18 protein-coding genes are annotated in these 19,976 nt (G+C 45.3%); 10 read left to right on the forward strand and 8 right to left on the reverse strand.

The window, feature by feature from the left end; genetic code table 11:
• Window positions 1–211: 211 nt before the first annotated feature.
• A complete protein-coding gene (locus RTS10_RS04135) occupies window positions 212–880 on the reverse strand; it encodes a c-type cytochrome (protein ID WP_312539367.1) in 669 nt (222 codons plus the stop codon).
• Between the two features lie 489 nt (window positions 881–1,369).
• On the opposite strand from RTS10_RS04135, the gene yihA reads away from it, so the two are divergent.
• On the forward strand, window positions 1,370–2,071 hold the full coding sequence (yihA, locus tag RTS10_RS04140) for a ribosome biogenesis GTP-binding protein YihA/YsxC (RefSeq protein WP_312539368.1): 702 nt from the start codon (window positions 1,370–1,372) through the stop codon (window positions 2,069–2,071).
• Window positions 2,072–2,074: 3 nt separating this feature from the next.
• Here yihA and RTS10_RS04145 read toward each other — a convergent pair whose 3' ends face one another.
• A complete protein-coding gene (locus tag RTS10_RS04145; protein ID WP_312539369.1) occupies window positions 2,075–3,694 on the reverse strand; it encodes a M48 family metalloprotease in 1,620 nt (539 codons plus the stop codon).
• Between the two features lie 288 nt (window positions 3,695–3,982).
• Here RTS10_RS04145 and RTS10_RS04150 point away from each other — a divergent pair, with 288 nt between their 5' ends.
• The 4 genes from RTS10_RS04150 (at window position 3,983) to thiS (ending at window position 6,223) form a co-directional block, all read left to right on the forward strand.
• The gene (locus RTS10_RS04150; RefSeq protein WP_312385566.1) at window positions 3,983–4,345 is read left to right on the forward strand and encodes a sulfurtransferase TusA family protein; all 363 of its coding nucleotides are present in this window, start codon (window positions 3,983–3,985) and stop codon (window positions 4,343–4,345) included.
• 74 nt (window positions 4,346–4,419) lie between these two features.
• Entirely contained in the window at window positions 4,420–5,601 is a 1,182-nt protein-coding gene (rpoH, locus tag RTS10_RS04155) for an RNA polymerase sigma factor RpoH (protein ID WP_312385565.1), read from the forward strand.
• Window positions 5,602–5,606: 5 nt separating this feature from the next.
• Window positions 5,607–5,975, forward strand: a complete 369-nt coding sequence (locus RTS10_RS04160; protein ID WP_138018626.1) for a DUF423 domain-containing protein — start codon at window positions 5,607–5,609, stop codon at window positions 5,973–5,975.
• 47 nt (window positions 5,976–6,022) lie between these two features.
• Complete coding sequence (gene thiS / locus RTS10_RS04165; protein WP_060995472.1) at window positions 6,023–6,223, forward strand: sulfur carrier protein ThiS; 201 nt, start codon at window positions 6,023–6,025, stop codon at window positions 6,221–6,223.
• 56 nt (window positions 6,224–6,279) lie between these two features.
• Here thiS and RTS10_RS04170 read toward each other — a convergent pair whose 3' ends face one another.
• Window positions 6,280–7,560 carry a cation:proton antiporter gene (locus RTS10_RS04170; protein ID WP_312539370.1) on the reverse strand — a complete coding sequence of 427 codons (1,281 nt, stop codon included), beginning with the start codon at window positions 7,558–7,560 and terminating at the stop codon, window positions 6,280–6,282.
• 248 nt (window positions 7,561–7,808) lie between these two features.
• A complete protein-coding gene (locus RTS10_RS04175; RefSeq protein WP_312539371.1) occupies window positions 7,809–9,566 on the reverse strand; it encodes an RNA polymerase factor sigma-54 in 1,758 nt (585 codons plus the stop codon).
• Window positions 9,567–9,784: 218 nt separating this feature from the next.
• On the opposite strand from RTS10_RS04175, the gene RTS10_RS04180 reads away from it, so the two are divergent.
• Window positions 9,785–10,810, forward strand: a complete 1,026-nt coding sequence (locus RTS10_RS04180; RefSeq protein WP_257619658.1) for a nitrilase-related carbon-nitrogen hydrolase — start codon at window positions 9,785–9,787, stop codon at window positions 10,808–10,810.
• Between the two features lie 17 nt (window positions 10,811–10,827).
• The gene (locus tag RTS10_RS04185; protein WP_036594464.1) at window positions 10,828–11,286 is read left to right on the forward strand and encodes a cyclic nucleotide-binding domain-containing protein; all 459 of its coding nucleotides are present in this window, start codon (window positions 10,828–10,830) and stop codon (window positions 11,284–11,286) included.
• Between the two features lie 85 nt (window positions 11,287–11,371).
• Here RTS10_RS04185 and RTS10_RS04190 read toward each other — a convergent pair whose 3' ends face one another.
• From RTS10_RS04190 to lptM, 4 genes are all read right to left on the reverse strand, one after another.
• Window positions 11,372–12,406 (reverse strand): tyrosine recombinase XerC, encoded by a 1,035-nt coding sequence (locus RTS10_RS04190; protein ID WP_312536500.1) that lies wholly within the window; start codon window positions 12,404–12,406, stop codon window positions 11,372–11,374.
• Window positions 12,407–12,430: 24 nt separating this feature from the next.
• Window positions 12,431–13,363, reverse strand: coding sequence for a diaminopimelate epimerase (dapF, locus tag RTS10_RS04195; RefSeq protein WP_282841307.1), 933 nt, complete (start codon window positions 13,361–13,363; stop codon window positions 12,431–12,433).
• Window positions 13,364–13,576: 213 nt separating this feature from the next.
• Window positions 13,577–14,884 carry a diaminopimelate decarboxylase gene (lysA, locus tag RTS10_RS04200; protein ID WP_409455581.1) on the reverse strand — a complete coding sequence of 436 codons (1,308 nt, stop codon included), beginning with the start codon at window positions 14,882–14,884 and terminating at the stop codon, window positions 13,577–13,579.
• Window positions 14,874–15,203 carry an LPS translocon maturation chaperone LptM gene (gene lptM / locus RTS10_RS04205; RefSeq protein WP_312539372.1) on the reverse strand — a complete coding sequence of 110 codons (330 nt, stop codon included), beginning with the start codon at window positions 15,201–15,203 and terminating at the stop codon, window positions 14,874–14,876. The genes lysA and lptM overlap by 11 nt, the downstream gene beginning before the upstream one ends.
• A 337-nt stretch (window positions 15,204–15,540) precedes the next feature.
• On the opposite strand from lptM, the gene RTS10_RS04210 reads away from it, so the two are divergent.
• The 3 genes from RTS10_RS04210 to RTS10_RS04220 all read left to right on the forward strand — a co-directional run bounded on the left by RTS10_RS04210 (window position 15,541) and on the right by RTS10_RS04220 (window position 19,972).
• On the forward strand, window positions 15,541–16,716 hold the full coding sequence (locus RTS10_RS04210; RefSeq protein ID WP_312536492.1) for an acetate kinase: 1,176 nt from the start codon (window positions 15,541–15,543) through the stop codon (window positions 16,714–16,716).
• Window positions 16,717–16,780: 64 nt separating this feature from the next.
• Window positions 16,781–18,925, forward strand: coding sequence for a phosphate acetyltransferase (gene pta, locus RTS10_RS04215; RefSeq protein ID WP_312539373.1), 2,145 nt, complete (start codon window positions 16,781–16,783; stop codon window positions 18,923–18,925).
• A gap of 243 nt (window positions 18,926–19,168) precedes the next feature.
• Entirely contained in the window at window positions 19,169–19,972 is an 804-nt protein-coding gene (locus RTS10_RS04220) for an NYN domain-containing protein (RefSeq protein ID WP_007115203.1), read from the forward strand.
• Window positions 19,973–19,976 lie beyond the last annotated feature (4 nt).

Raw genomic sequence — 19,976 nt, forward strand, 5'->3', positions numbered from 1 at the left:
AGGTGGCCGTACTGTAGGTGCGGGTGTTGTTGCTAAAGTTAACGACTAATCGTTAGCGAGCATACAAAAGAGTCACTTCGGTGGCTCTTTTTTTATGCTTAAGCTTTTGTTAACCGGTTAATTTGCCACTAAAATTTACTATTGGTTCAGGTGGTTTTAGGCAATAAAAAAGCCAAGTGCTAAGCTTGGCTAAATGATATATCGCTAAATACTAATGTAGACCGCTGATATAGTCAGACAATACTTTGATATCATTATCTGATAATTTTGATGCCACGATTTGCATCATGCCTTTATCGCCTTTTTTAGCTGCATCATTCATACGCATTTGTGAAGGGTCGGTTACATCGTCTTCACGACCCGCCGCACGGAACAGTTTTAATTGGGTTGCGATATAAGCTGAATGCTGACCGCCAATACGTGGGAAAGCGGCTAAATCATTACCATTGGCTTTACCACCGTGACAGCCTGCACAAGGAATCACACCGCGTGTGCTATTACCACCATAATACAATTTTTGCGCTGTTGCTGCGTAAGCAGGATTAGCATAACCTACCCCCCAACGAGGTTGACTTGCAAAATAACCTGCCACATTCGCCATGTCTTGGTCATTTAATTTTGCCACTTGCGCTGACATAATAGGATTGACACGCGCGCCTGATTTGAATTCGGTTAGCTGTTTATAGAGATACTTAACGTTTTGTCCGCCAAGGTTAGGCTGTGCAGGAACAGTACTAACACCATTGACGCCATGACAAGCACCACAAACTGATTCAGCAATAACCTTACCTTTGGCAATGTCATATTTTGGTACGGTAACAGCTGCAGAACCGCTTACGCTGGCAATTAAAAGGCTTGCGGCAGTGAGTATTTTTTTCATCGGTAACAATTCCTACTAAAGCGTGTTGGTTATGACTCACAATGAGCTAGCGACAAAGGCATTACTTACAATATCAAAGCAACACCCAGTTATCATCATATATATTTATTGCTTTAACACTGGTGAATGTATCTACTAAGTTACAATATTATAGCAAGACAACCATGCGCTTGTCTGCAAAATTTGTAGGCTACCCTATTAATGAACGCTAATCATATGGCTAATACGGCATTTAAGTTAGCTAAATGATTTTAAAACACCGAGGGTTTTGTCGATTACAGTGACAGTCATGATTAAAACCATAATCGAATAATTGATATGGCTGATTATTATGCCATAACTCGATAATCATGTAAAAGTCATTTGCAGGTTGGCAAGCGGGTTTCACTACAAAAAATATCTCACAAAACAGCGGTAGCAAGTGCTCAAAATTTTGGGTTATGGGTATTTGCTGATACAATAGCGCTTTAACATTAAGATTATGTGCTGATGATGGATTTTACTAACACCCTTGCGCCGACTGCGATTACTGACGATAGTGATGCGGCAAAACGCTGGTTGCATCAAACCCAATTTATGCTGTCTGCCCCTACCTTCAAACTGTGTCCTGCCGATACGGGTCGCGAAGTTGCTTTTGCTGGCCGCTCAAATGCTGGTAAGTCCTCTTGCATTAATGCATTGACCCAGCAGCGCCAGTTAGCCCGCTCCTCCAAAACCCCAGGTCGCACCCAAATGATTAACTTTTTTAATATGGGCAATTTGGATCAGCGGTTGGTGGATTTGCCAGGGTATGGCTATGCCGCCGTGCCCGAGGTGATGAAAAAAGAATGGCAGTCAGAGCTGGAAAAATACCTAATTTCGCGTAAAAGCCTCGCAGGTTTAGTGCTGCTCACAGACATTCGCCATCCACTAAAATTCTTTGATGAGCAAATGCTACACTGGGCAAAAGACGGTGAGCTTGAGGTTCATGTGCTATTAACCAAAGCCGATAAGCTCAAATATGGTGCTGCCAAAAACACGTTACAGCAAACCCGCAATCAGCTTAATAAATTAAAATTGCCGTTTAGTATTCAATTATTTTCTGCCCAAGATAGAATTGGTCTCGAAGAACTGTCACTGAAACTTGCCAGTTGGTTGGCGCTACCGGAGCAGGATGAGCCAACGGATAATGAACCTACGTTAGCCGTCTAATCGTTAAGATGGTTTAAACTGATTGGCGTCTTGTACTTGGTTGATTTGCTGATTCAGCAGTGCTAGCAAAGATTGGTTACTAGGTAGCTGCTTTGCTAACGATTTGGCTTGGGTGAGTGATGTCACCGCGTCTTTTAGCTCATTGCGCCATAACTCGCTATACGCGCGATAGCGTAACGTATTGATGCGATGAATCAGTTGCTCATCGCCGCTACGATGTTTTGCAAGTAGTTGACTGGCTTGTTGTAATCGATCCCACACCATGACGTCACGGGGATTTTGCTTGGATAAGGGTTGAAGCAGCGCTAATACTTTTTGACCACTTTCTGCAGTAGGTCGATATTTTAAATAAATGTCACTTAGATAGCGTGGCACATCTGTGCGCTCAGGATACACAGAAGCGAGTTGCTGCAATTTAGCGATTGCCACATCGACATTGCCTTGCTGCGCCGCTAACTGGCTAAATGTCACGACTGCTAGGGGATTGGCGAGCGTATTGATGTCCTTGTCAAAATCCTGCATTAAGCTTTGTGCCGCTTTGGGTTGTCCGTTATCAAGATAATAATTAATCAGCGCAAGCTTGGCACCTTCACTGGTTTTCGCCCCTTGTTCCAAATCGGCTTTGTTTACTAGATAGCCATAGTAGCGAGCACGCCACTGGATTTGTTCAAACAGTTGCGCACGCTGCTGTTGAATAGATTGATAACGGTTTGATGCCATATTAGCTTGGCTATCACGCTTGTAAGTTGCGACTCGCGCCCTTGCTTCACTGATTCTATCTGCGGTGAGCGGATGGCTTAAAATAAAACTGGGAATCAAGGTGTTACTTTTGACAGGGTTTTGTTGGTCTAGGGTGGCAAAGAAACTGGGCATGGCATTGACGTCATAGCCCGCTTGGTTCATGATTTGCATGCCAATACGGTCGGCTTCTCGCTCTTGACCGCGGCTATAGGAAGCAGCAGCGTTGGCAGACATCGCCTGAGAGCCTAGCATGACAGCGGCAGCGGCATCACCATCCCCGACTTTGGATGCTGCGACGCCCGCCAAAAGACCGCCTGCCTGCATCAGTAGCTGTTTGGTTTTTTCATCATTGCGATGTTGATAATGGCGCTGGCTGACATGAGCAATCTCATGCGCGACGACGCTCACTATTTCATCCAGACTTTTAGCTTTATCCAACAAACCGACATTGATGCCGATAAGCCCAGACGGTACTGCAAAGGCATTGATTTGCTTGTCATTGATAATCACTAGCCCCATGGGTGCGTTGAGACCTGCTACCGCATTGATTTGCCACACAATTTGTTCAAGCGATTGCTGCAACCAAGGGTCTTTTATCAGCGCTGCATTGCCGTTGATTTGTCGAAGCGCCCACTCACCGACTTGGCGATTTTGCTCGGTATCGATGAGCGCTTGTCCATTGTCCATAGAGGCTAATTGGCTATTCACCTTGGTAGGCTCAGCACTTGCAATCATGACTGGATTAAAAGCAGGCGCACTTTGATAGGAGAAGTTATCTAACGCAAAAACCGCTGTTGATAGGGTACTTAATATAGCTACTATGAGCGTTTTTCTTAATAAATAACTAGCAGATAAATAACCAGCAAATGGATTGATGGGCATGCGCGACCTTTGACAGCGAATTAGCTTAGAATGGTGGTTAAAAAATGGTGTTTAAAAAAAAGGCAAATGCTAAATAATACTGCTCAATATACAAATTTCAGCAGCTTTAAAAAGCCAAATTTTGTAATGATATCTTGCTGCAATCTACCGACCACTAAGTACAGGATAAAGGTTAGATTTTCAAAAATATAATGCTAACTTTGATTTATCTCAATCGTCTACACTTGTAATTTAGCCTATAATAACCACCTAACACACTTTAAATTTTCCAGTAGCGATTTTATTACCATGACGGATTCTTCTCAGATTACGCTAAATCCTGCCTTACTCTCAGATGACGCCTTTTGCCAAGATTGGGGATTGTTTCGCTCAGGCGAACATAACAATCTCAACATCAATGCTCAAATTGAGCACTATGTAAATGGTAAAGGACTCGCCTGCCCGATGCCGCTGCTTAAACTTAAAATGGCACTAAAAAAGACCGCGTTGGGTCATGCGGTGTATGTGACCGCAACCGACCCTAACAGCAAGCGTGACATCGCAGCTTTTTGTCAGCATGCCGGATATACACTCGTACAGCACACATCAATCATACCGTCTGAAAATACAACAGACACAATCTTTCACTCGATCATAACCAAAAATTGCTAAACGCCTCTTACAAAAAAGCTGGCTTTAAGGCATACTAAATAACAGAAATTAAAGGACAATTGACAGGCTATTTCATGGCTACAAAGACCAAAACAACGACAATAAAAAAGACTGCCAACGCAAAAAAATCGACCAAGCTTGACGCTAAGCTGGGTGACGATCCACACGCTGCATTTGATGACATCGATGACGACGAACTCGATGAATTTGACGAGCCAGACTTTGATAGCTTAGGCGACGACGATATTGACCTTGCACAGCTCCCTGATAGTTATGATGACTATGATGAGTTGGTGGACGAGGATGATGACGACTATGACGATGAGTTTGCTGAAAAACCACGTAAGACTGCATCGCGATCCCGTCAAAAGAAAGCCATGACCAATGCCCTTGTTCCTACCATGCCGACTGCGCTATCTGCGCCTGGGGTAAATTTAGGCGCGTATATCAACGCGGTTCATCAAATTCCTATTTTGACGGCAGAGCAAGAACAGGAGCTAGCGCATCGCTATACTGACGAAGGGGATGTAGAAGCAGCACGGCTGCTGGTTATGTCGCATCTGCGATTTGTGATTCACATTGCGCGCAGCTACTCTGGCTATGGCTTGCCACAAGGCGATTTGATTCAAGAAGGCAATGTCGGTTTGATGAAAGCAGTGAAACGTTTTGACCCAAACAAAGGTGTGCGTTTGGTGTCTTTTGCCGTGCATTGGATCAAAGCTGAAATCCATGAATTTGTGATTCGTAACTGGCGTATCGTCAAAGTCGCAACCACCAAAGCGCACCGCAAGCTATTTTTTAACTTGCGCTCACTGAAAAAAACCAACAACCAGTTAACGCTCGAAGAAGCCGAAGCGATTGCCAAAGACTTAAATGTTACCGTCAAACAAGTGCTAGAGATGGAAAGCCGTCTGACTTCGTATGATGCATCGTTTGAAGCACAAAGTGATGATGAAGACGAAGGTCGCTATGCACCGCAGTATTTTTTGGAAGATGCGGCTGACCCTGCCGATATGGTAGAAGATGCTGATTGGGAAGAAAATAACAATTCAGCCTTGATGGAAGCGATGGAAGACTTAGACGATCGCTCGCGGGATATCGTACAGCAGCGCTGGCTCAATGAGCAAAAAGCGACCTTGCACGAGTTGGCGGCAGAGTACAATATCTCCGCAGAAAGGGTACGTCAAATTGAAAAAAATGCCATGGATAAAATCAAAGAAGCCATGTTAGCCAATACCCATTTGCAGTTGGATTAACTGTCATGAATTGGCTAAGTATTGGCGCGATAAATATGGCAGTGGCGGTCGCCTGTGGGGCTTTTGCGGCACATGGGCTTAAACCGCGTTTATCAGCCGAGCAGATGGCTTGGTGGCAGACGGGTACGCAGTACTTTTTTTATCACGCGCTTGGGTTGTTGATTGTTGGTATGTTATTGCGTATAAACCTCGCATCGCCTATTATCGCGTGGGTGATGCAACTGGGTATTGTGCTTTTTACAGGTTCACTATATTTGATGGCTTTGGGTATGCCGCGCTGGTTAGGCGCCATTACCCCGATTGGCGGCACGCTGTTTATTATTGCATGGGTTTGGCTTGCGATCAGTGTTGCTAAGCACACTTCATCAGTTTAACCCTATTTAACCATCACAGAAAGCGTAACAAAACAGGAAGCGAAATAATGCCACAAGTGACTTTAAATGGTGACGTCAAACAAACGTTACATCAAAATCTTTTACAACTATTGGATGAAATGGGGCAAACCCAAGGTCGTTTTGCTGTTGAAATCAACGGTGAATTGATTCCAAAAAGCCAATTGGCAAATGTCACCTTGCAAGATGGTATGAACATTGAAGTGGTGCAAGCGGTGGGTGGTGGCTAATCATATCAGCGTAAAAAAAGCGGGTAACTTACCCGCTTTTTTATTTTTGCATTACACTAATTTTTGGTCATGGCTAATAAGCGATTGGCGGTTAGCCCATGTAAAAACACCGACATTGCAATCGTTACCACACAAATCACCCAAATTTTTAGCGCTTCATCACTGGTAAATACGCCTTTATTCATCGCATAGGCGATATAATACAATGTACCAATCCCGCGAATGCCCAGTCCTGCCGTTACCCAGCGTTCATTGCGACTCATCCCCAGTTTACCTAGACTAAAATAACCCACGATGGGACGTATCAAAAATATAAACGCCAAACATACCACATACACTTGCCAGCTAAGGGTAACATCACTCGCTAATGCTTGACCCACTAGCAGTCCCAAAAATACCATCACAAGCGACATCAACAAACCTTCAATTTGCTCAGCAAAATCATGCAAGCCTTGATGATATTCATGTTCACATTCCGAGCGCCGAAGGGTTAACGCGGCGACAAATACGGCAATAAAACCATAACCATGCACGAACTCAGTGATGCTATAAGACACTAACATCAAGGCTAACACCATATAACTCTGCTCGACTTTATCGGGATATGCCTTAGTAAATAGCCAATTTGCCAAAAACTTACCGACACAGTAACCCGCCACCACCCCTGCAATGATTCGCCATAACACATCATAGCCCAACCAATGCAGCCAATCCTCTGCACCAAAACCCTGATTGAGTGAGGCAGCCGTAGCAATGGCTATCGCTAAATACACGAACGGAAATGCCAGTCCATCATTGAGACCCGCCTCAGAGGTGAGGGTAAATCGGGTCACATCTTCCTGTCGTTCGGAGTTGGGTGGACCGACTTGGATGCTTGCCGCTAATACAGGGTCGGTTGGCGCTAGCACCGCACCGAGCAAAATAGCCGCCGCCATACTGAGTCCAAAAATGTAATGCCCCATCAATGCCATCGCGGCGATACCCACTGGCATTACAATCACTAATAGCCTTAAGGTCGGTTGCCAAGTTTTCCAATTGAGCGGAGTATCGAGCTTGATACCACAACCGACCAACGAAATCAGCACCACCACTTCTGTAACTTTTTCGATAGGAACGCCATAATTAAGCGGATTAATTCTAGGCAGCCCCATAAAAAAATACCCTAGCAGTGCGCCAAAGGTAATTTGTATCATAGGTAGGGATATCGAAAGCTTGCGCGGTAGCACAGGAAAGAATGCCCCGATTAAAAACGCCAACCCCAAAAAAAGTAAAATCAAATTATAGTGTTCAAGCATCAAGCATACCCGTGTACCAAGATAAGTTGCTAAAAGAGCCATGTTACTGCGTAAAAGGTTTATCCCTTATGAATCCATTATGCAAAAAGGTGGGCATGCCATCAACCATTGGTGTTTAGGAAAATACCAAGAGATTTGTTAACAGTTCGAGAGTTGAGTTAAATTTGAAAATTCAGTTAAATTTAAAAGCTGCGTTATATTTGAAAATTTAGTTATATTTGACGGCTTAGTTAAATTTGAGAATTCAGCTAGAAAAGATTTTGACTGACCCTCTAATCACAACATTGCGGTCAAAACCGCACTTTACGCTGCGTGGAAGAACCGATGTTCATACCCTCTCGGTATTTGGTCACGGTACGACGGGCAATATCAATACCTTTACCTTGCAAATGCTTCATAATACTACTATCAGATAGCGGTTTTTTGGGGTCTTCTGCCTCTATCATTTGCTTGATCATCGCGCTGATAGCGGTCGAAGAAACGCCCTCACCCTCATCACTACTGACTTGACTTGAAAAGAAATATTTTAGGCTAAATAGCCCTTTGGGGGTAACGATGGTTTTGCTAGTAGTGATACGAGAAACGGTTGACTCATGTAAGCCGACTTCATCTGCCACATCTTTAAGTACCATCGGCTGCATTGCCATGACGCCTTGCTCAAAAAAAGCCTGCTGACGTTTGACGATACAGGTTGCAACTTTTAGTAGATTTTGATTACGCTCTTCGATACTACGGATAAACAGCCGCGCATCATACAGCTGCTCTTTTAGATAAACGCCTTGTTCACTGTTGTCATTGCGATTGACAAGCTTGGCATACACTTGGTTAATACGCAGTTTTGGCAAGGTTTCTGGGTTTAGGCTGACTTCCCAATGCTGTCCACGCTGCACCACAATGACATCAGGAATGTCGTAGCTTTCAATGCCTTTATCTAGCTGGCGCTGTGATTTTTCATAAGACAGTGCAGGATTGGGGTTTAATGTGCGCAATAAGGCAAGGGCAGGCTGAATCTCAGAGACATCAAGATTGGATGATTTAAGCAGTGCATTGATGTTATTGTTGGCAAAAAACTCTGAATGCATCAAAATTTGCTTGGCTGCTTGCCAAGAGGGGGTATCACTCGGCAATTTATTGAGCTGAATCAGCAAGCATTCTGCCAAATTTCTTGCACCAACGCCCAGTGGCTCGCAGTTTTGTATTTGCTTAACCACAAGTTCAATGTCTTCAAGCGCCAAGTCCACGTTTTCAACTTGATAAAATGACAACATGGTATCAAAACTTTGAAATAGCTCATCATTCGATAGCGTGATAAAACCGCGCTCGTCCATGCTATCAATCAGATACTCCGCCATCAGCATATCGATGGTGGAGAGCCGTCTTAAATTCAGTTGCCAACGCACATAATCTTGAATATTTCCTTGCGTGGCAAGCTTATAATCATCCTGACTGTCTTCGCTATCAATGCCAGTGGCTGCCGCAGATTCATAGCTATAGATATCATCCCACTGTGCATCCACCGGCATATCGATTTGCTGGCTGCTAAGATGCTCGCTACTATCAATGCCGTCTAAGCCAAATTCCTCATCATAGCGATAATCGCTGTCTGCATAACTGTCACTATAACTATCACTTGCATACTCATGCACTGCCGAGGGTTCACTGTGCTCGGGATAATCTTGGCTAGCAGAAGCAGGATAAAAATCATCCGACGCTAGATAATCTTCCAACACCTCAGTTTCATGGCGGTTATAGTCATCCAAATCAGCTTCAGACAACTCAACACCTTCTACTTGATAGTCATCATCGTCATAGTCATAGTCGTTATCCATGTCTTGTTTTGGATAGTTTTCGCCATCGGGTAGGTTATCGGCGTCGTCATAAGACGTCTCCCACTCTTCTTCACGCTCAAGCAGGGGGTTGCTATCGAGTTTAAGCTGCACTTCTTGTTCAAGCTCAAGACTCGATAATTGCAGCAAGCGAATTGCCTGCTGCATTTGCGGGGTGAGTGTCATCCCCGTCGTTAGCTTTGCCCCAATACCAATTTTCATAACGCGTTTTTTTAAGCCTTACTCTAATGAGGTTAGTTTAGATGGTGTGTCTATGGTGTGTCTATGCTCTGCTAGGTTGCTAGTTTAGTATTGTTTCAACAAGATATGCTAGTATTTTTTGACATTCAGCCGTATATTAATTATCTGCACTTAGCTTAACTATGCTTAGCTGCAGCATCCACAAATTTTCCTAAATTTTTTGCTTACGAAATCACACCATGACAAAACTGAAAAAATTTGCGATTGTTGAACTCAATAGCCAGACCGATATCTTAGCAAATCTTCAATCTATTGAATTAGGTATTAAAATTGCCAGTGAACGCGGCACCCGCATGGTGATTCTACCAGAAAACGCTTTTTGTTTTGGCAAACAAGGTTTTGCCAGTCAATATTTTGATGCCTTAAAAGCTTGGTCGGCACAGGCTGCCCGCCACTATGGTGTGTATCTGCTGGCAGGTACCTTGCCCTGCCCGTATCGACCTGACGGTACGCCTGTCGCTGACGGCAAACTTCGGCAAAGCTCACTATTATTTGACCCTGCTGGCGACTGCTTAGCGCGCTATGACAAAATTCATTTGTTCAAAGCCACCGTCAATGATAGCACAGGCAACTATGATGAAGGTAGAACCTTCGAAGCCGGTAATGAGCTCATTGTGGCGGATACCGAGTTTGGCAAAGTCGGCATGATGGTATGTTTTGATATTCGTTTCCCCACCCTTGCGGTCAAACTACGCGAACTAGGCGCAGATATATTGACAGCGCCTTCGGCGTTTACTTACCAAACAGGTAAAGCACATTGGCATGCCCTACTCACCGCAAGGGCGCTCGATAGTCAATGCATGGTCATTGGCGCAGGTCAGACGGGTGACCATGTGGTCAATCCCTCAGCGCCTAGCAATGTTCGCAGCACTTGGGGGCATAGCGAATTTATCAGCAGTGATGGCGAGAACGTTTTCACACAAAAAATCAATGCAGCAAACAAAACAGCAAACCATGCAGCAAATCTAGATTTTGACATCACTAACAATTTAGCGCATTTACCTTTATCTGCCAAAGCAGCAAGCTGGCTGCCTAAGCCAGATGGTCGCCCAGAGCTTGACCAAACTGCTGATAAGACAACCTTTTACCAAAAAGCCCCGAGCGTGATTTTTGCCGACTTTGATGCGGATGCGCAGCAAATAACTCGGCAGAATATTGCGTTGCTCGAATGTCAAAAATTGACTATCATAGCAAATAATATCTAACGACCTTTAAGCGAAAAATGGATAATCCACTTTTTGAATATTTAAAGAATAGCCCAATTTTTAGCCGTCTTGATCCTTATATGTTTCAAGTGGTCGAAAACTCATTGCATTTTAAACAGTTGAGTCCGCAAGAAGTGTTATTTACGGAAGGCGAGCATGGCGATTTTATGGCTTTTTTGCTGATTGGGGAGCTATCAGTCATTAAATACAGCCCTTCAGGGGCAGAAATTAAAGTCGGTGAAATTCGGGCGGGCGAAAGTACGGGTGAAATGGCACTGTTAGATTTATTAACTCGCTCCGCTACCATTAAAGCCGCCAGCCTATGTGCGCTTGTCACCTTGTCCCGCGCTGACTTTGAGCGACTGTTGTCAGATTATCCTCGTATCGGTGTTGAGATGCTGCGTGGCTTAGCGATTATCTTGAGCCTAAATCTTCGCCGTACTTCTGAGCATTTGACCCGCGCGGTAAATGCTTAAGATGGCTAAGGCTGATGTGGCTAGGCTTAAGCTTAATATTTTTTTCATGTTTAATATCACTGCTTAACCTGCCTATTATTGTGCGCTATCGTCGTGAGCGGGGATGCGCTTTGTCATACACTTGCGATAAATGCCCAAAATCCAAATGGGTATAAATCTGTGTGGTACTGATATCACTGTGTCCTAGCAATTCTTGAACGCCACGCAAATCACCACTATCACTTAAAATATGTGAGGCAAAACAGTGTCTAAGTAGATGCGGGTATAAGTCTTGCGCGACGCCGGCTCGTTTGGCGTGTAGCTTGATACGTAGCTGCACGGTGCGCGTTGAAATACGCGTGCCATAACGCTCACTGACAAATACCGCAGGGTCTTGCTCTTCCACCCACAGCGAGCGATGCGGCAAATAGTTGATGAGTGCCTGCCAGGCTTTTTCGCCAATCGGTACGATGCGCGTTTTTCCGCCTTTACCCAATACTCGTAACAGCCGCTGTGATTTGTCGATGTCAGACATATTGAGTCCCACGAGCTCGCCAACCCGCAAACCACTGCCATACAGTAATTCTAGCATGGCTTTATCGCGAATCCATAACCGTGCTTCATGGCTATCTTCTGGCGCAGCTTGGTCTAATAACTGGGATAATACATCGATATCAAGTAGCGTGGGCAAAGGTCTCGGGGCGCGTTTAAGACGTATAGTTGTGGTGGGATTTAGTGTCATCAGCTGCTGAACAATCAACCATTTATAAAGTTGACGCAACACGGTCAGTTCATATTGACTACTGGATTTGGATATTTTATCGACATCCAATCGGCGAATTAGGAAGTCTGATAATTGCTGGCGGGTGATGTGACAAAGCTCGGTATGTTGCTCATAGCAATACGCCAAAAAAGGCTGTAGCGCTTGGCGGTAGCTTTTGATGGTCGCTGCGCTATAACGCTTATTGCTTAGCTCAGCCAGCCAGCGATTTACCAAAGCTTGGTCATCGGTATTGAGCACAGTTTCTGCCGCATGCGGCGTTAAGTGCGTGGGCAAATCATCGTTTGCTGATTTGCCTACACGGTTGCCCTTTTTCCCTTGACTATTTTTCCCTTGACTTAGGCTACGGCTAGTTGTCATAGTGTCGGTTAGCGAGGTTGGGTGCTATTCATGATAAGGATGTCCCTCATCTGAGCGATGTTCCTCACTTGATTGTGCCGGCGCAAATTTCAGCCCCGCACCTGCCATCAAACCCTCAGGACTAAACACCCCTTCGTACACAAAGGTCGCAGGACCGGTCATATAAACAGGATAGCCTTCTTGCCAACGAATCGCCAAACTGCCGCCATACAACTGGGCTCGAATATCCACGCCTTCATCTAGCCAGCCTTCACGCACCCCTGTAGCAACGGCAGCACACGCGCCCGTACCACAAGCTTGCGTTTCGCCGACACCGCGCTCATAGACGCGTAGCCGGATATGGCGATTATTCATCACCTGCATAAACCCGACATTGACGCGCTCCGGAAATGCAGGGTGGCTCTCAATCGCTTTACCGAGTTTTTCCACCTCAGCGGTCAATACATCATCTACTTTGATAATGGCATGGGGATTGCCCATATTTGCCACATAGAGTGTCACAGGCGTACCATCCACATTTAGCCGGTATGAGTTTTGAACTTTAGTAATGGTTTTGGGGGTAAAAGGAATCTCATCAGGCTCAAATTTTGGTTTGCCCATATCCACTTTTACCCAGCCATAATCATCGGTGCTAAGGGTAATAATACCGCTGGCGGTTTCTACCCGAATACGTTGTTTAAATGACAATTTGCGCGCCTGCACAAAACGGGCAAAACATCTAGCGCCATTGCCGCATTGCTGCACTTCACTGCCATCTTTGTTAAAAATACGATAGCGAAAATCGACATCAGGGCGGCTTGGCGGCTCAACAATCAACAACTGGTCAAAGCCAATCCCTAAGTGTCTATCCCCTAACAACGCTACCAACTCTTTGGTCAAGTGAAGTCGCTGTGTGACCAGGTCAATGACCATAAAGTCATTCCCCAGTCCATGCATTTTGGTAAATTCAATTAACATTGTTATTCCTTAAAATTATTTTGATTTATGCACGCTATCTTATCATGATAGCTGATTTTTTATAAGGTAATTGGGGAACAAAAAAACCTTAGCAAGTCAAGCAATTTGGGCTCGGTTACTAAGGTTTTGGTTTCAGTTGCTAAGGTTTTGGGCTCAGCGGGACAAATAAGGCTTAGCGTTGCCAGCAAAGCCAGCAAACCTTATAGGATAGATTTAATCTACCAATTTTTCTTTTTGCCAAAGGCTCTCAACCGTTTCACGCTCGCGAATCACATGAGCGTGACCATCTTTGACCAAGATTTCACAAGCACGAGGGCGGCTATTGTAATTGCTCGACATTACAAACCCATACGCCCCTGCGCCTGTGATGGCTAGGATATCATTGTCAGCCAACGCTAACACACGGTTTTTTGCCAAAAAGTCGCCCGTCTCACAAATCGCCCCGACCATATCCCATACTTTGGGTTCAACCGGTGAGTTCAACTGTGTGGGGATGACCGCCATCTCTGACTGATAAAGTGCCGGACGAATCAAATCATTCATCGCGGCATCGACAATGGCAAAATTTTTGTGTTCGGTAGGTTTTAAAATATCCACGCGGGTCAACAATACACCTGCATTGGCAACGATGCTACGACCTGGCTCTAAATAGAGTGTTAAGCCTAAAGTTTTCAGTTTTGGTAACAGTAACTGCGCAAATTCTTCAATACTTGCAACGTCTTCGTCAATATACTGCACACCCAAGCCACCCCCCAAATCAATATGCTCAAGCGCAATACCTTGCTTGGCAAGTGCGTGAATCATCTCAATGACTTTATCCAATGCATCCATAAAAGGCTGAACTTGGGTCAACTGCGAGCCAATATGACAATCAATACCGACGACTTTTAAGTGCGGTAAGTCATGGGCAATTTGGTAGATACGGGGCGCATCTTCATGGGTAATGCCGAATTTATTTTCTTTGAGCCCTGTGGAGATATATGGATGGGTTTGCGCGTCGACATTGGGATTGACGCGTAGCGAAATTGGCGCTTGCTGCTGTAGTTTGCCTGCCACTGCATTGATACGGTACAGCTCAGCTTCTGACTCGACATTAAAGCAAGCAATCCCTACTTCAAGGGCAGTGCGGATATCTTCAGCGGTTTTGCCAAGTCCTGAAAATACGATTTTTTTGGGGTCGCCGCCCGCAGCCAAAACTCGCGCAAGCTCGCCCCCTGTAACAATATCAAACCCTGCCCCTGCTTTGGCAAGTTCGTTTAATACCGCAAGGTTACTATTGGCTTTTACCGCATAACAAATCTGATGCTCAATCTCAGTAAAACTATCATCATAAGCTTTATAGGCTGCCAAAATCGACTGCTGACTATATACATAGGTCGGTGTGCCGAAGGTCTTTGCGATATCCGCAAGACTGACGCCATCCATCATCAAGGCAGTGCCATCATAACTCAGACCATTGATTGACTTGACGTGTTCGGTCGGATTGATTGCTAAACTTGCGGCTGCATCATTAGTAATCATTTTTACCTCCAACCGATGGCACAGATGGCACCGATGGCGTGGTCGCTGAGTGAGGCGCTGATTGCGGCGTTGGCGTTGCGTTATTGTCGATCATGACGTTGGGATCTTGGGTGTTGACATCGACTTTGGCATCAGAGGCATTCGCAGTGGTGCTGGTCGGTTTGGCGGCAGCATCGACTACTTGTTGGCTATGGTTGCTCGGTAGGTACAATGCCCCTTTTTGCCCACATCCTGTCAGCACATTGGTTGCCAACATCACCGTCAGCACGGTCAGCACGGTCAGCACGGTCATTGTTGAGGATAGTTTTGAAATTTGCATGAATGCCCTTAATTTTAAGAATAAAATAAGTGTAAAAATAAAATTTGTGATGGGGTTATTGTAGCTGTTTTTGCGTTTTATAAGCAATTATCTCACCTTATTAAAGATGAGCGTTAAATCGATGATTTTTGTTAATTTTTCATTTTGTTGACACCAGCATTGTTGTGGTATGCTTTTTCGCTATAGTGATGACAACAAAAATTTGGCAAAAAATTACCACAATACATTTTTTTTAATCTACAATAAATTACTTAAGACAAGGATAGCTTAAAATTTAATCCAGTTAGGAAGGGGCTTGTTGCAAGGAATGCACAAGATCTTGTCTAAAGGAACAGCCATGCAAAATCCGATCTTAGTACTTAATTGTGGGTCTTCGTCAATCAAATACGCGTTATTAAGCAATGACAGCAGCGAGCGCGTTGCCGGTCTTGCGGAAAACTTGGGCTTAGATACGGCACGTATCAAACACACCGACCTCAATGGGGAAAAAGTCGAAATCTCTTTGGCAGGCGCTAATCACCAATGGGCGCTGCAAAAAATATTAGGTTTATTAGCCGCTTACAAACCCGTTGCCGTGGGTCACCGTGTGGTGCATGGCGGACGTGAGTTTTCTCATGCCGAAAAAGTCAACGACCATGTCTTGGCGGAAGTCAAACGGCTAAAAGTATTGGCGCCCCTGCACAACCCTGCCCATGCCTTAGGTATTGAGGCGGTGGAAAAAATCTACCCAGATTTGCCGCAAGTGGTCGTGTTTGATACCGCCTTTCACCAAACCATGCCCGCCAAAGCCTACCGCTATGCCATTCCAAAAGATTTGTACAATGAGCATTATATCCGTCGCTATGGTTTTCATGGTAGCTCGCACGCCTATGTTAGCCACCGCGCTGATAGCCTAGCCCCTCATCACCAAGCCAATGGTTGGATTACGGTGCATTTAGGTAATGGTTGCTCGTTAACCGCCGTGTATGATGGCAAAAGCTTGGACACCAGCATGGGTCTGACCCCGCTAGAAGGCGTGGTCATGGGTACGCGCAGTGGTGATGTTGACCCAAGTTTGCATATTCACTTACACCGTATTTTGGGCTATAGCCTTGACCAAATTGATACAATTTTAAATAAACAAAGCGGGTTGTTGGGCATTTCAGGTATCTCAAGCGACATGCGCACGGTGGAGCAAGCCGCCAATGAAGGCAACGAAGATGCCAAACTTGCCATCGAAATTTTCTGTTATAAAGCAGCCCGTTATATCGCTTCACTCAGCTGTGCATTACCGACTTTTACTGGCTTGGTATTTACCGGTGGTATCGGTGAAAACAGCGCCTCAATTCGCCAAAAAATCTTACAAAACTTGCCGCATTTTGGCATCAAAGCGAATCTTGAAAAAAATGCTGAACTCTCTCGCGGCGTAGAAGGTAGCTTCCACCAAGCCGACAGCCTACTGCAATTGTGGGTGATTCCGACCGATGAAGAATACCAAATCGCCAAAGAAACCAAAGAAGTCTTAGGTTTATAAACCCTCTCACCCTGATGACCCATCAGGGTTTTTAGTTTGAATAAAATAACAAATAGGAACTATCATGCAAACTATTTTATTTGTGCCTACCAGTAGCGGCATTGGCTTGACCTCAGCTTGTTTGGGTTTTATCCGTGCACTTGATTATATCGGGCTAAAAGCCGGATTTTTAAAACCCTTTAGCCAAAATATCACTGCCAATCATGAGAGTGATGACAGCTCAAGTGTGCTTGCAAAACATGCCTTTAACTTAAACCCGCCACCCTCCATTGACCGCAGCCGCTTAGAGCGCGTGATTGGGGATGGTCAGTTAGATGACTTGATGGAAGAAGTGGTTGCCAAACACCAAGCATTGGCTGAGCAATATGACGTTATCGTCTGTGAGGGTCTGGCTGCTGACAATGATTCAAGTTATGCAGAATTGGTGAATTTAGCCATCGTCAATGCGCTAGATGCCAAAGTTATCTTGGTCAGTAGTGGTGATATTGCAAACCCTGATAGTTTGGTAGACAAGCTAGATATTTTTGCCCGTGATTTTGGCGGTATGGCAAGCGAGCGTACGTTAGGCACGATTTTGATGCGCGTCAAAAACGTGGACAACCACTATGATGAAGCACCCGTCGCGCCTGGTAAAGCCAAAGTTGATTTGGCAGCGGAGCAGTTACAGGCGATTAAATCCCACTCGCCTTATTTTGACTCCGATAAATTTCGCTTGATTGGCGTAGTGCCTTTTAGCAATACCTTAAGTGTGCCCCGTACCTGGGACGTGGCTCGTGAGCTTGATGCCAAATGGCTCAATGAAGGCGACGCCAAAAACCGCCGTGTGCTCAATACTTTACTGGTTGCGCGTACCGTTGCCAATATTGAAGATTCTTTCACCCGTGGTAACTTACTGGTGACGGCAGGCGACCGAGACGATTTGATTTTGGCGACTGCGCTTAGCACCATGAATGGTGTACCGCTAGCAGGTCTTATTCTGACAGGCGGTATCGTGCCGAACCAAAAAATTATCAATCTGTGTCGCCCCGCTCTAAAAACAGGGATTCCTGTGATGCTGGTTGACACTGACAGCTTTGATACTGTTACCAAACTTAACCACATCAGCCATGAAATCCCCGCAGATGATACCACTCGCGCCAGTGAAGTCACCGATTTTGTCGCCGCGCATTTGGATTTGGACTGGATCAAAACCACTTTTAGTCAAGGCAACAACAACCGCAAACTCTCGCCTTCGGCTTTTCGTCATACCTTGGTCAAAAAAGCCCAAGCCGCCAAAAAAACCATCGTATTGCCTGAGGGCAATGAGCCACGTACGGTTGAAGCGGCGGTCATCTGTCAGACTCGTGGTATTGCCCATTGTATCTTACTTGCCAAACGCAGTGAAGTCGAAGAGGTTGCCAAGAACTTGGGGCTCACCCTACCTGAAGGCCTGCAGATTCTTGACCCAGAAAGCTTGATTGACAAGTACGTCAAGCCTATGGTTGAGCGCCGTAAAGGCAAACTCGATGAACTACAAGCCCGTGAGCAGCTCAAAGACACCGTCGTACTGGGTACCATGATGCTGCACTTGGGTGAAGTCGATGGTCTGGTATCTGGCGCCGTACATACCACCGCCAATACTGTCCGCCCGGCGTTTCAGTTAATTAAAACAGCGCCGCAGTATTCACTGGTTTCGTCTATTTTCTTTATGCTACTGCCTGAGCAAGTGGTGGTGTATGGTGACTGTGCCATCAACCCAGACCCTACCGCAGAACAGTTGGCTGAAATCGCCCTACAATCCGCCCAATCTGCCAAAGCGTTTGGTATCGAACCCAAAGTTGCCATGATTAGTTACTCGACAGGGTCATCAGGTGAAGGCGCAGACGTGGATAAAGTGCGTCAAGCCACCGAAATCGCCAAAGCCAAAGCGCCTGATTTGCTCATTGATGGTCCGTTACAATATGACGCTGCCAGTGTCGCAAGCGTGGCAAAATCAAAAGCGCCAAATTCGCTGGTGGCAGGTCAAGCCAATGTGTTTATCTTCCCAGATTTGAACACTGGCAATACCACCTATAAAGCGGTGCAGCGCTCTGCCAACGTGGTGAGCGTCGGTCCTATGCTCCAAGGTCTCAACAAGCCTGTGAATGACTTGTCGCGTGGCGCCTTAGTTGAAGATATTGTCTATACCATTGCGCTCACAGCCGTTCAAGCCGATAGCGGTGAGTTTTAAGCGTTTATATTTAAAAAAAGGTGAGTTTGACACTCACCTTTTTGTTGTCTGTCACAATTGCCTGTCACACAGGATATCAGCTTAAATGCAATGCAAGGCTACTGTGCAACCACTCGCCTATTTTTCGCTGAATAGGCTATTTTCCCACCACTAGGCTAGTGCGCCACAATCTGTTATGCCCAAAAATTGCTTTATGGTAAAATGTCGCTCAACCACATCTAACTTTATCGCTGGGTGACCAACATGGCACATTCGCAGAACTATTCAACGAGCGTTGACGCCCGACTTGCCGTATTGATTGATGCTGACAATGCGTCAGTCAATCATCTTGATGCGCTGTTGTCTGAAATTGCCACGCTCGGGATTAGTAGCGTTCGACGCGCGTATGGTGATTGGACGCGCCCACAATTAAACAGCTGGAAAAATGTGTTACTGAGCTACTCTATTCAGCCGATCCAGCAATTTAGCTACACCACGGGTAAAAATGCTACCGATGCAAGCTTAATCATTGATGCGATGGATTTGTTGTATACCGAGCGTTTTGATGGGTTTTGTTTGGTGTCGTCTGACAGCGACTTTACCCGACTTGCCCAGCGTATTCGTGAGCAAGGGTTATTGGTGTATGGTTTTGGTCGTAGCACCACGCCCAAGCCTTTTGTGCAAGCCTGTGACCGTTTTACTTATCTTGAGTTTTTTGAAGAAAACCAAACCCCTTCGACGGTAGATTTTTATGACTCTGCTGATATGCTGTTCTCCACTAAAGGTAATCAGATGAAGCCTGTGGATGTCGCCATCACTTTGGTCAAGCTTGCCATCTCAAGTATGGCGGATGACCAAGGCTGGGCAAATATCGCACCTGTCAAAAACTATCTGCTAAAAGTCGAGCCCGATTTTGATGCGCGCTTGTTTAACTTTAACAAATTCAGTGATTTTCTACGTGCCTATCCGCGCTATTTTGAGGTACAAGAGCGCTACCCCAATGACAATCAGCATAAAGTAATTTTTGTGCGCAATGTACCAACCGATGAACCGCCAAACCAACCGTAAGATG

This window comes from Moraxella sp. CTOTU47616, assembly GCF_032017465.1.
GTDB lineage: Bacteria > Pseudomonadota > Gammaproteobacteria > Pseudomonadales > Moraxellaceae > Faucicola > Faucicola tetraodonis.

Bases quoted from the DNA above. Each gene is read 5' to 3' on its own strand.
- RTS10_RS04145 (WP_312539369.1), bottom strand. From the start codon at position 3,694: ATGCCCATCAATCCATTTGCTGGTTATTTATCTGCTAGTTATTTATTA.
- dapF (WP_282841307.1), bottom strand. From the start codon at position 13,363: ATGTTAATTGAATTTACCAAAATGCATGGACTGGGGAATGACTTTATG.
- lysA (WP_409455581.1), bottom strand. From the start codon at position 14,884: ATGATTACTAATGATGCAGCCGCAAGTTTAGCAATCAATCCGACCGAA.
- yihA (WP_312539368.1), top strand. From the start codon at position 1,370: ATGATGGATTTTACTAACACCCTTGCGCCGACTGCGATTACTGACGAT.
- RTS10_RS04220 (WP_007115203.1), top strand. From the start codon at position 19,169: ATGGCACATTCGCAGAACTATTCAACGAGCGTTGACGCCCGACTTGCC.
- RTS10_RS04150 (WP_312385566.1), top strand. From the start codon at position 3,983: ATGACGGATTCTTCTCAGATTACGCTAAATCCTGCCTTACTCTCAGAT.
- RTS10_RS04170 (WP_312539370.1), bottom strand. From the start codon at position 7,560: ATGGCTCTTTTAGCAACTTATCTTGGTACACGGGTATGCTTGATGCTT.
- RTS10_RS04185 (WP_036594464.1), top strand. From the start codon at position 10,828: ATGGATAATCCACTTTTTGAATATTTAAAGAATAGCCCAATTTTTAGC.
- RTS10_RS04135 (WP_312539367.1), bottom strand. From the start codon at position 880: ATGAAAAAAATACTCACTGCCGCAAGCCTTTTAATTGCCAGCGTAAGC.
- thiS (WP_060995472.1), top strand. From the start codon at position 6,023: ATGCCACAAGTGACTTTAAATGGTGACGTCAAACAAACGTTACATCAA.
- RTS10_RS04210 (WP_312536492.1), top strand. From the start codon at position 15,541: ATGCAAAATCCGATCTTAGTACTTAATTGTGGGTCTTCGTCAATCAAA.
- lptM (WP_312539372.1), bottom strand. From the start codon at position 15,203: ATGCAAATTTCAAAACTATCCTCAACAATGACCGTGCTGACCGTGCTG.
- RTS10_RS04180 (WP_257619658.1), top strand. From the start codon at position 9,785: ATGACAAAACTGAAAAAATTTGCGATTGTTGAACTCAATAGCCAGACC.
- RTS10_RS04190 (WP_312536500.1), bottom strand. From the start codon at position 12,406: ATGACAACTAGCCGTAGCCTAAGTCAAGGGAAAAATAGTCAAGGGAAA.
- pta (WP_312539373.1), top strand. From the start codon at position 16,781: ATGCAAACTATTTTATTTGTGCCTACCAGTAGCGGCATTGGCTTGACC.
- RTS10_RS04160 (WP_138018626.1), top strand. From the start codon at position 5,607: ATGAATTGGCTAAGTATTGGCGCGATAAATATGGCAGTGGCGGTCGCC.
- rpoH (WP_312385565.1), top strand. From the start codon at position 4,420: ATGGCTACAAAGACCAAAACAACGACAATAAAAAAGACTGCCAACGCA.
- RTS10_RS04175 (WP_312539371.1), bottom strand. From the start codon at position 9,566: ATGAAAATTGGTATTGGGGCAAAGCTAACGACGGGGATGACACTCACC.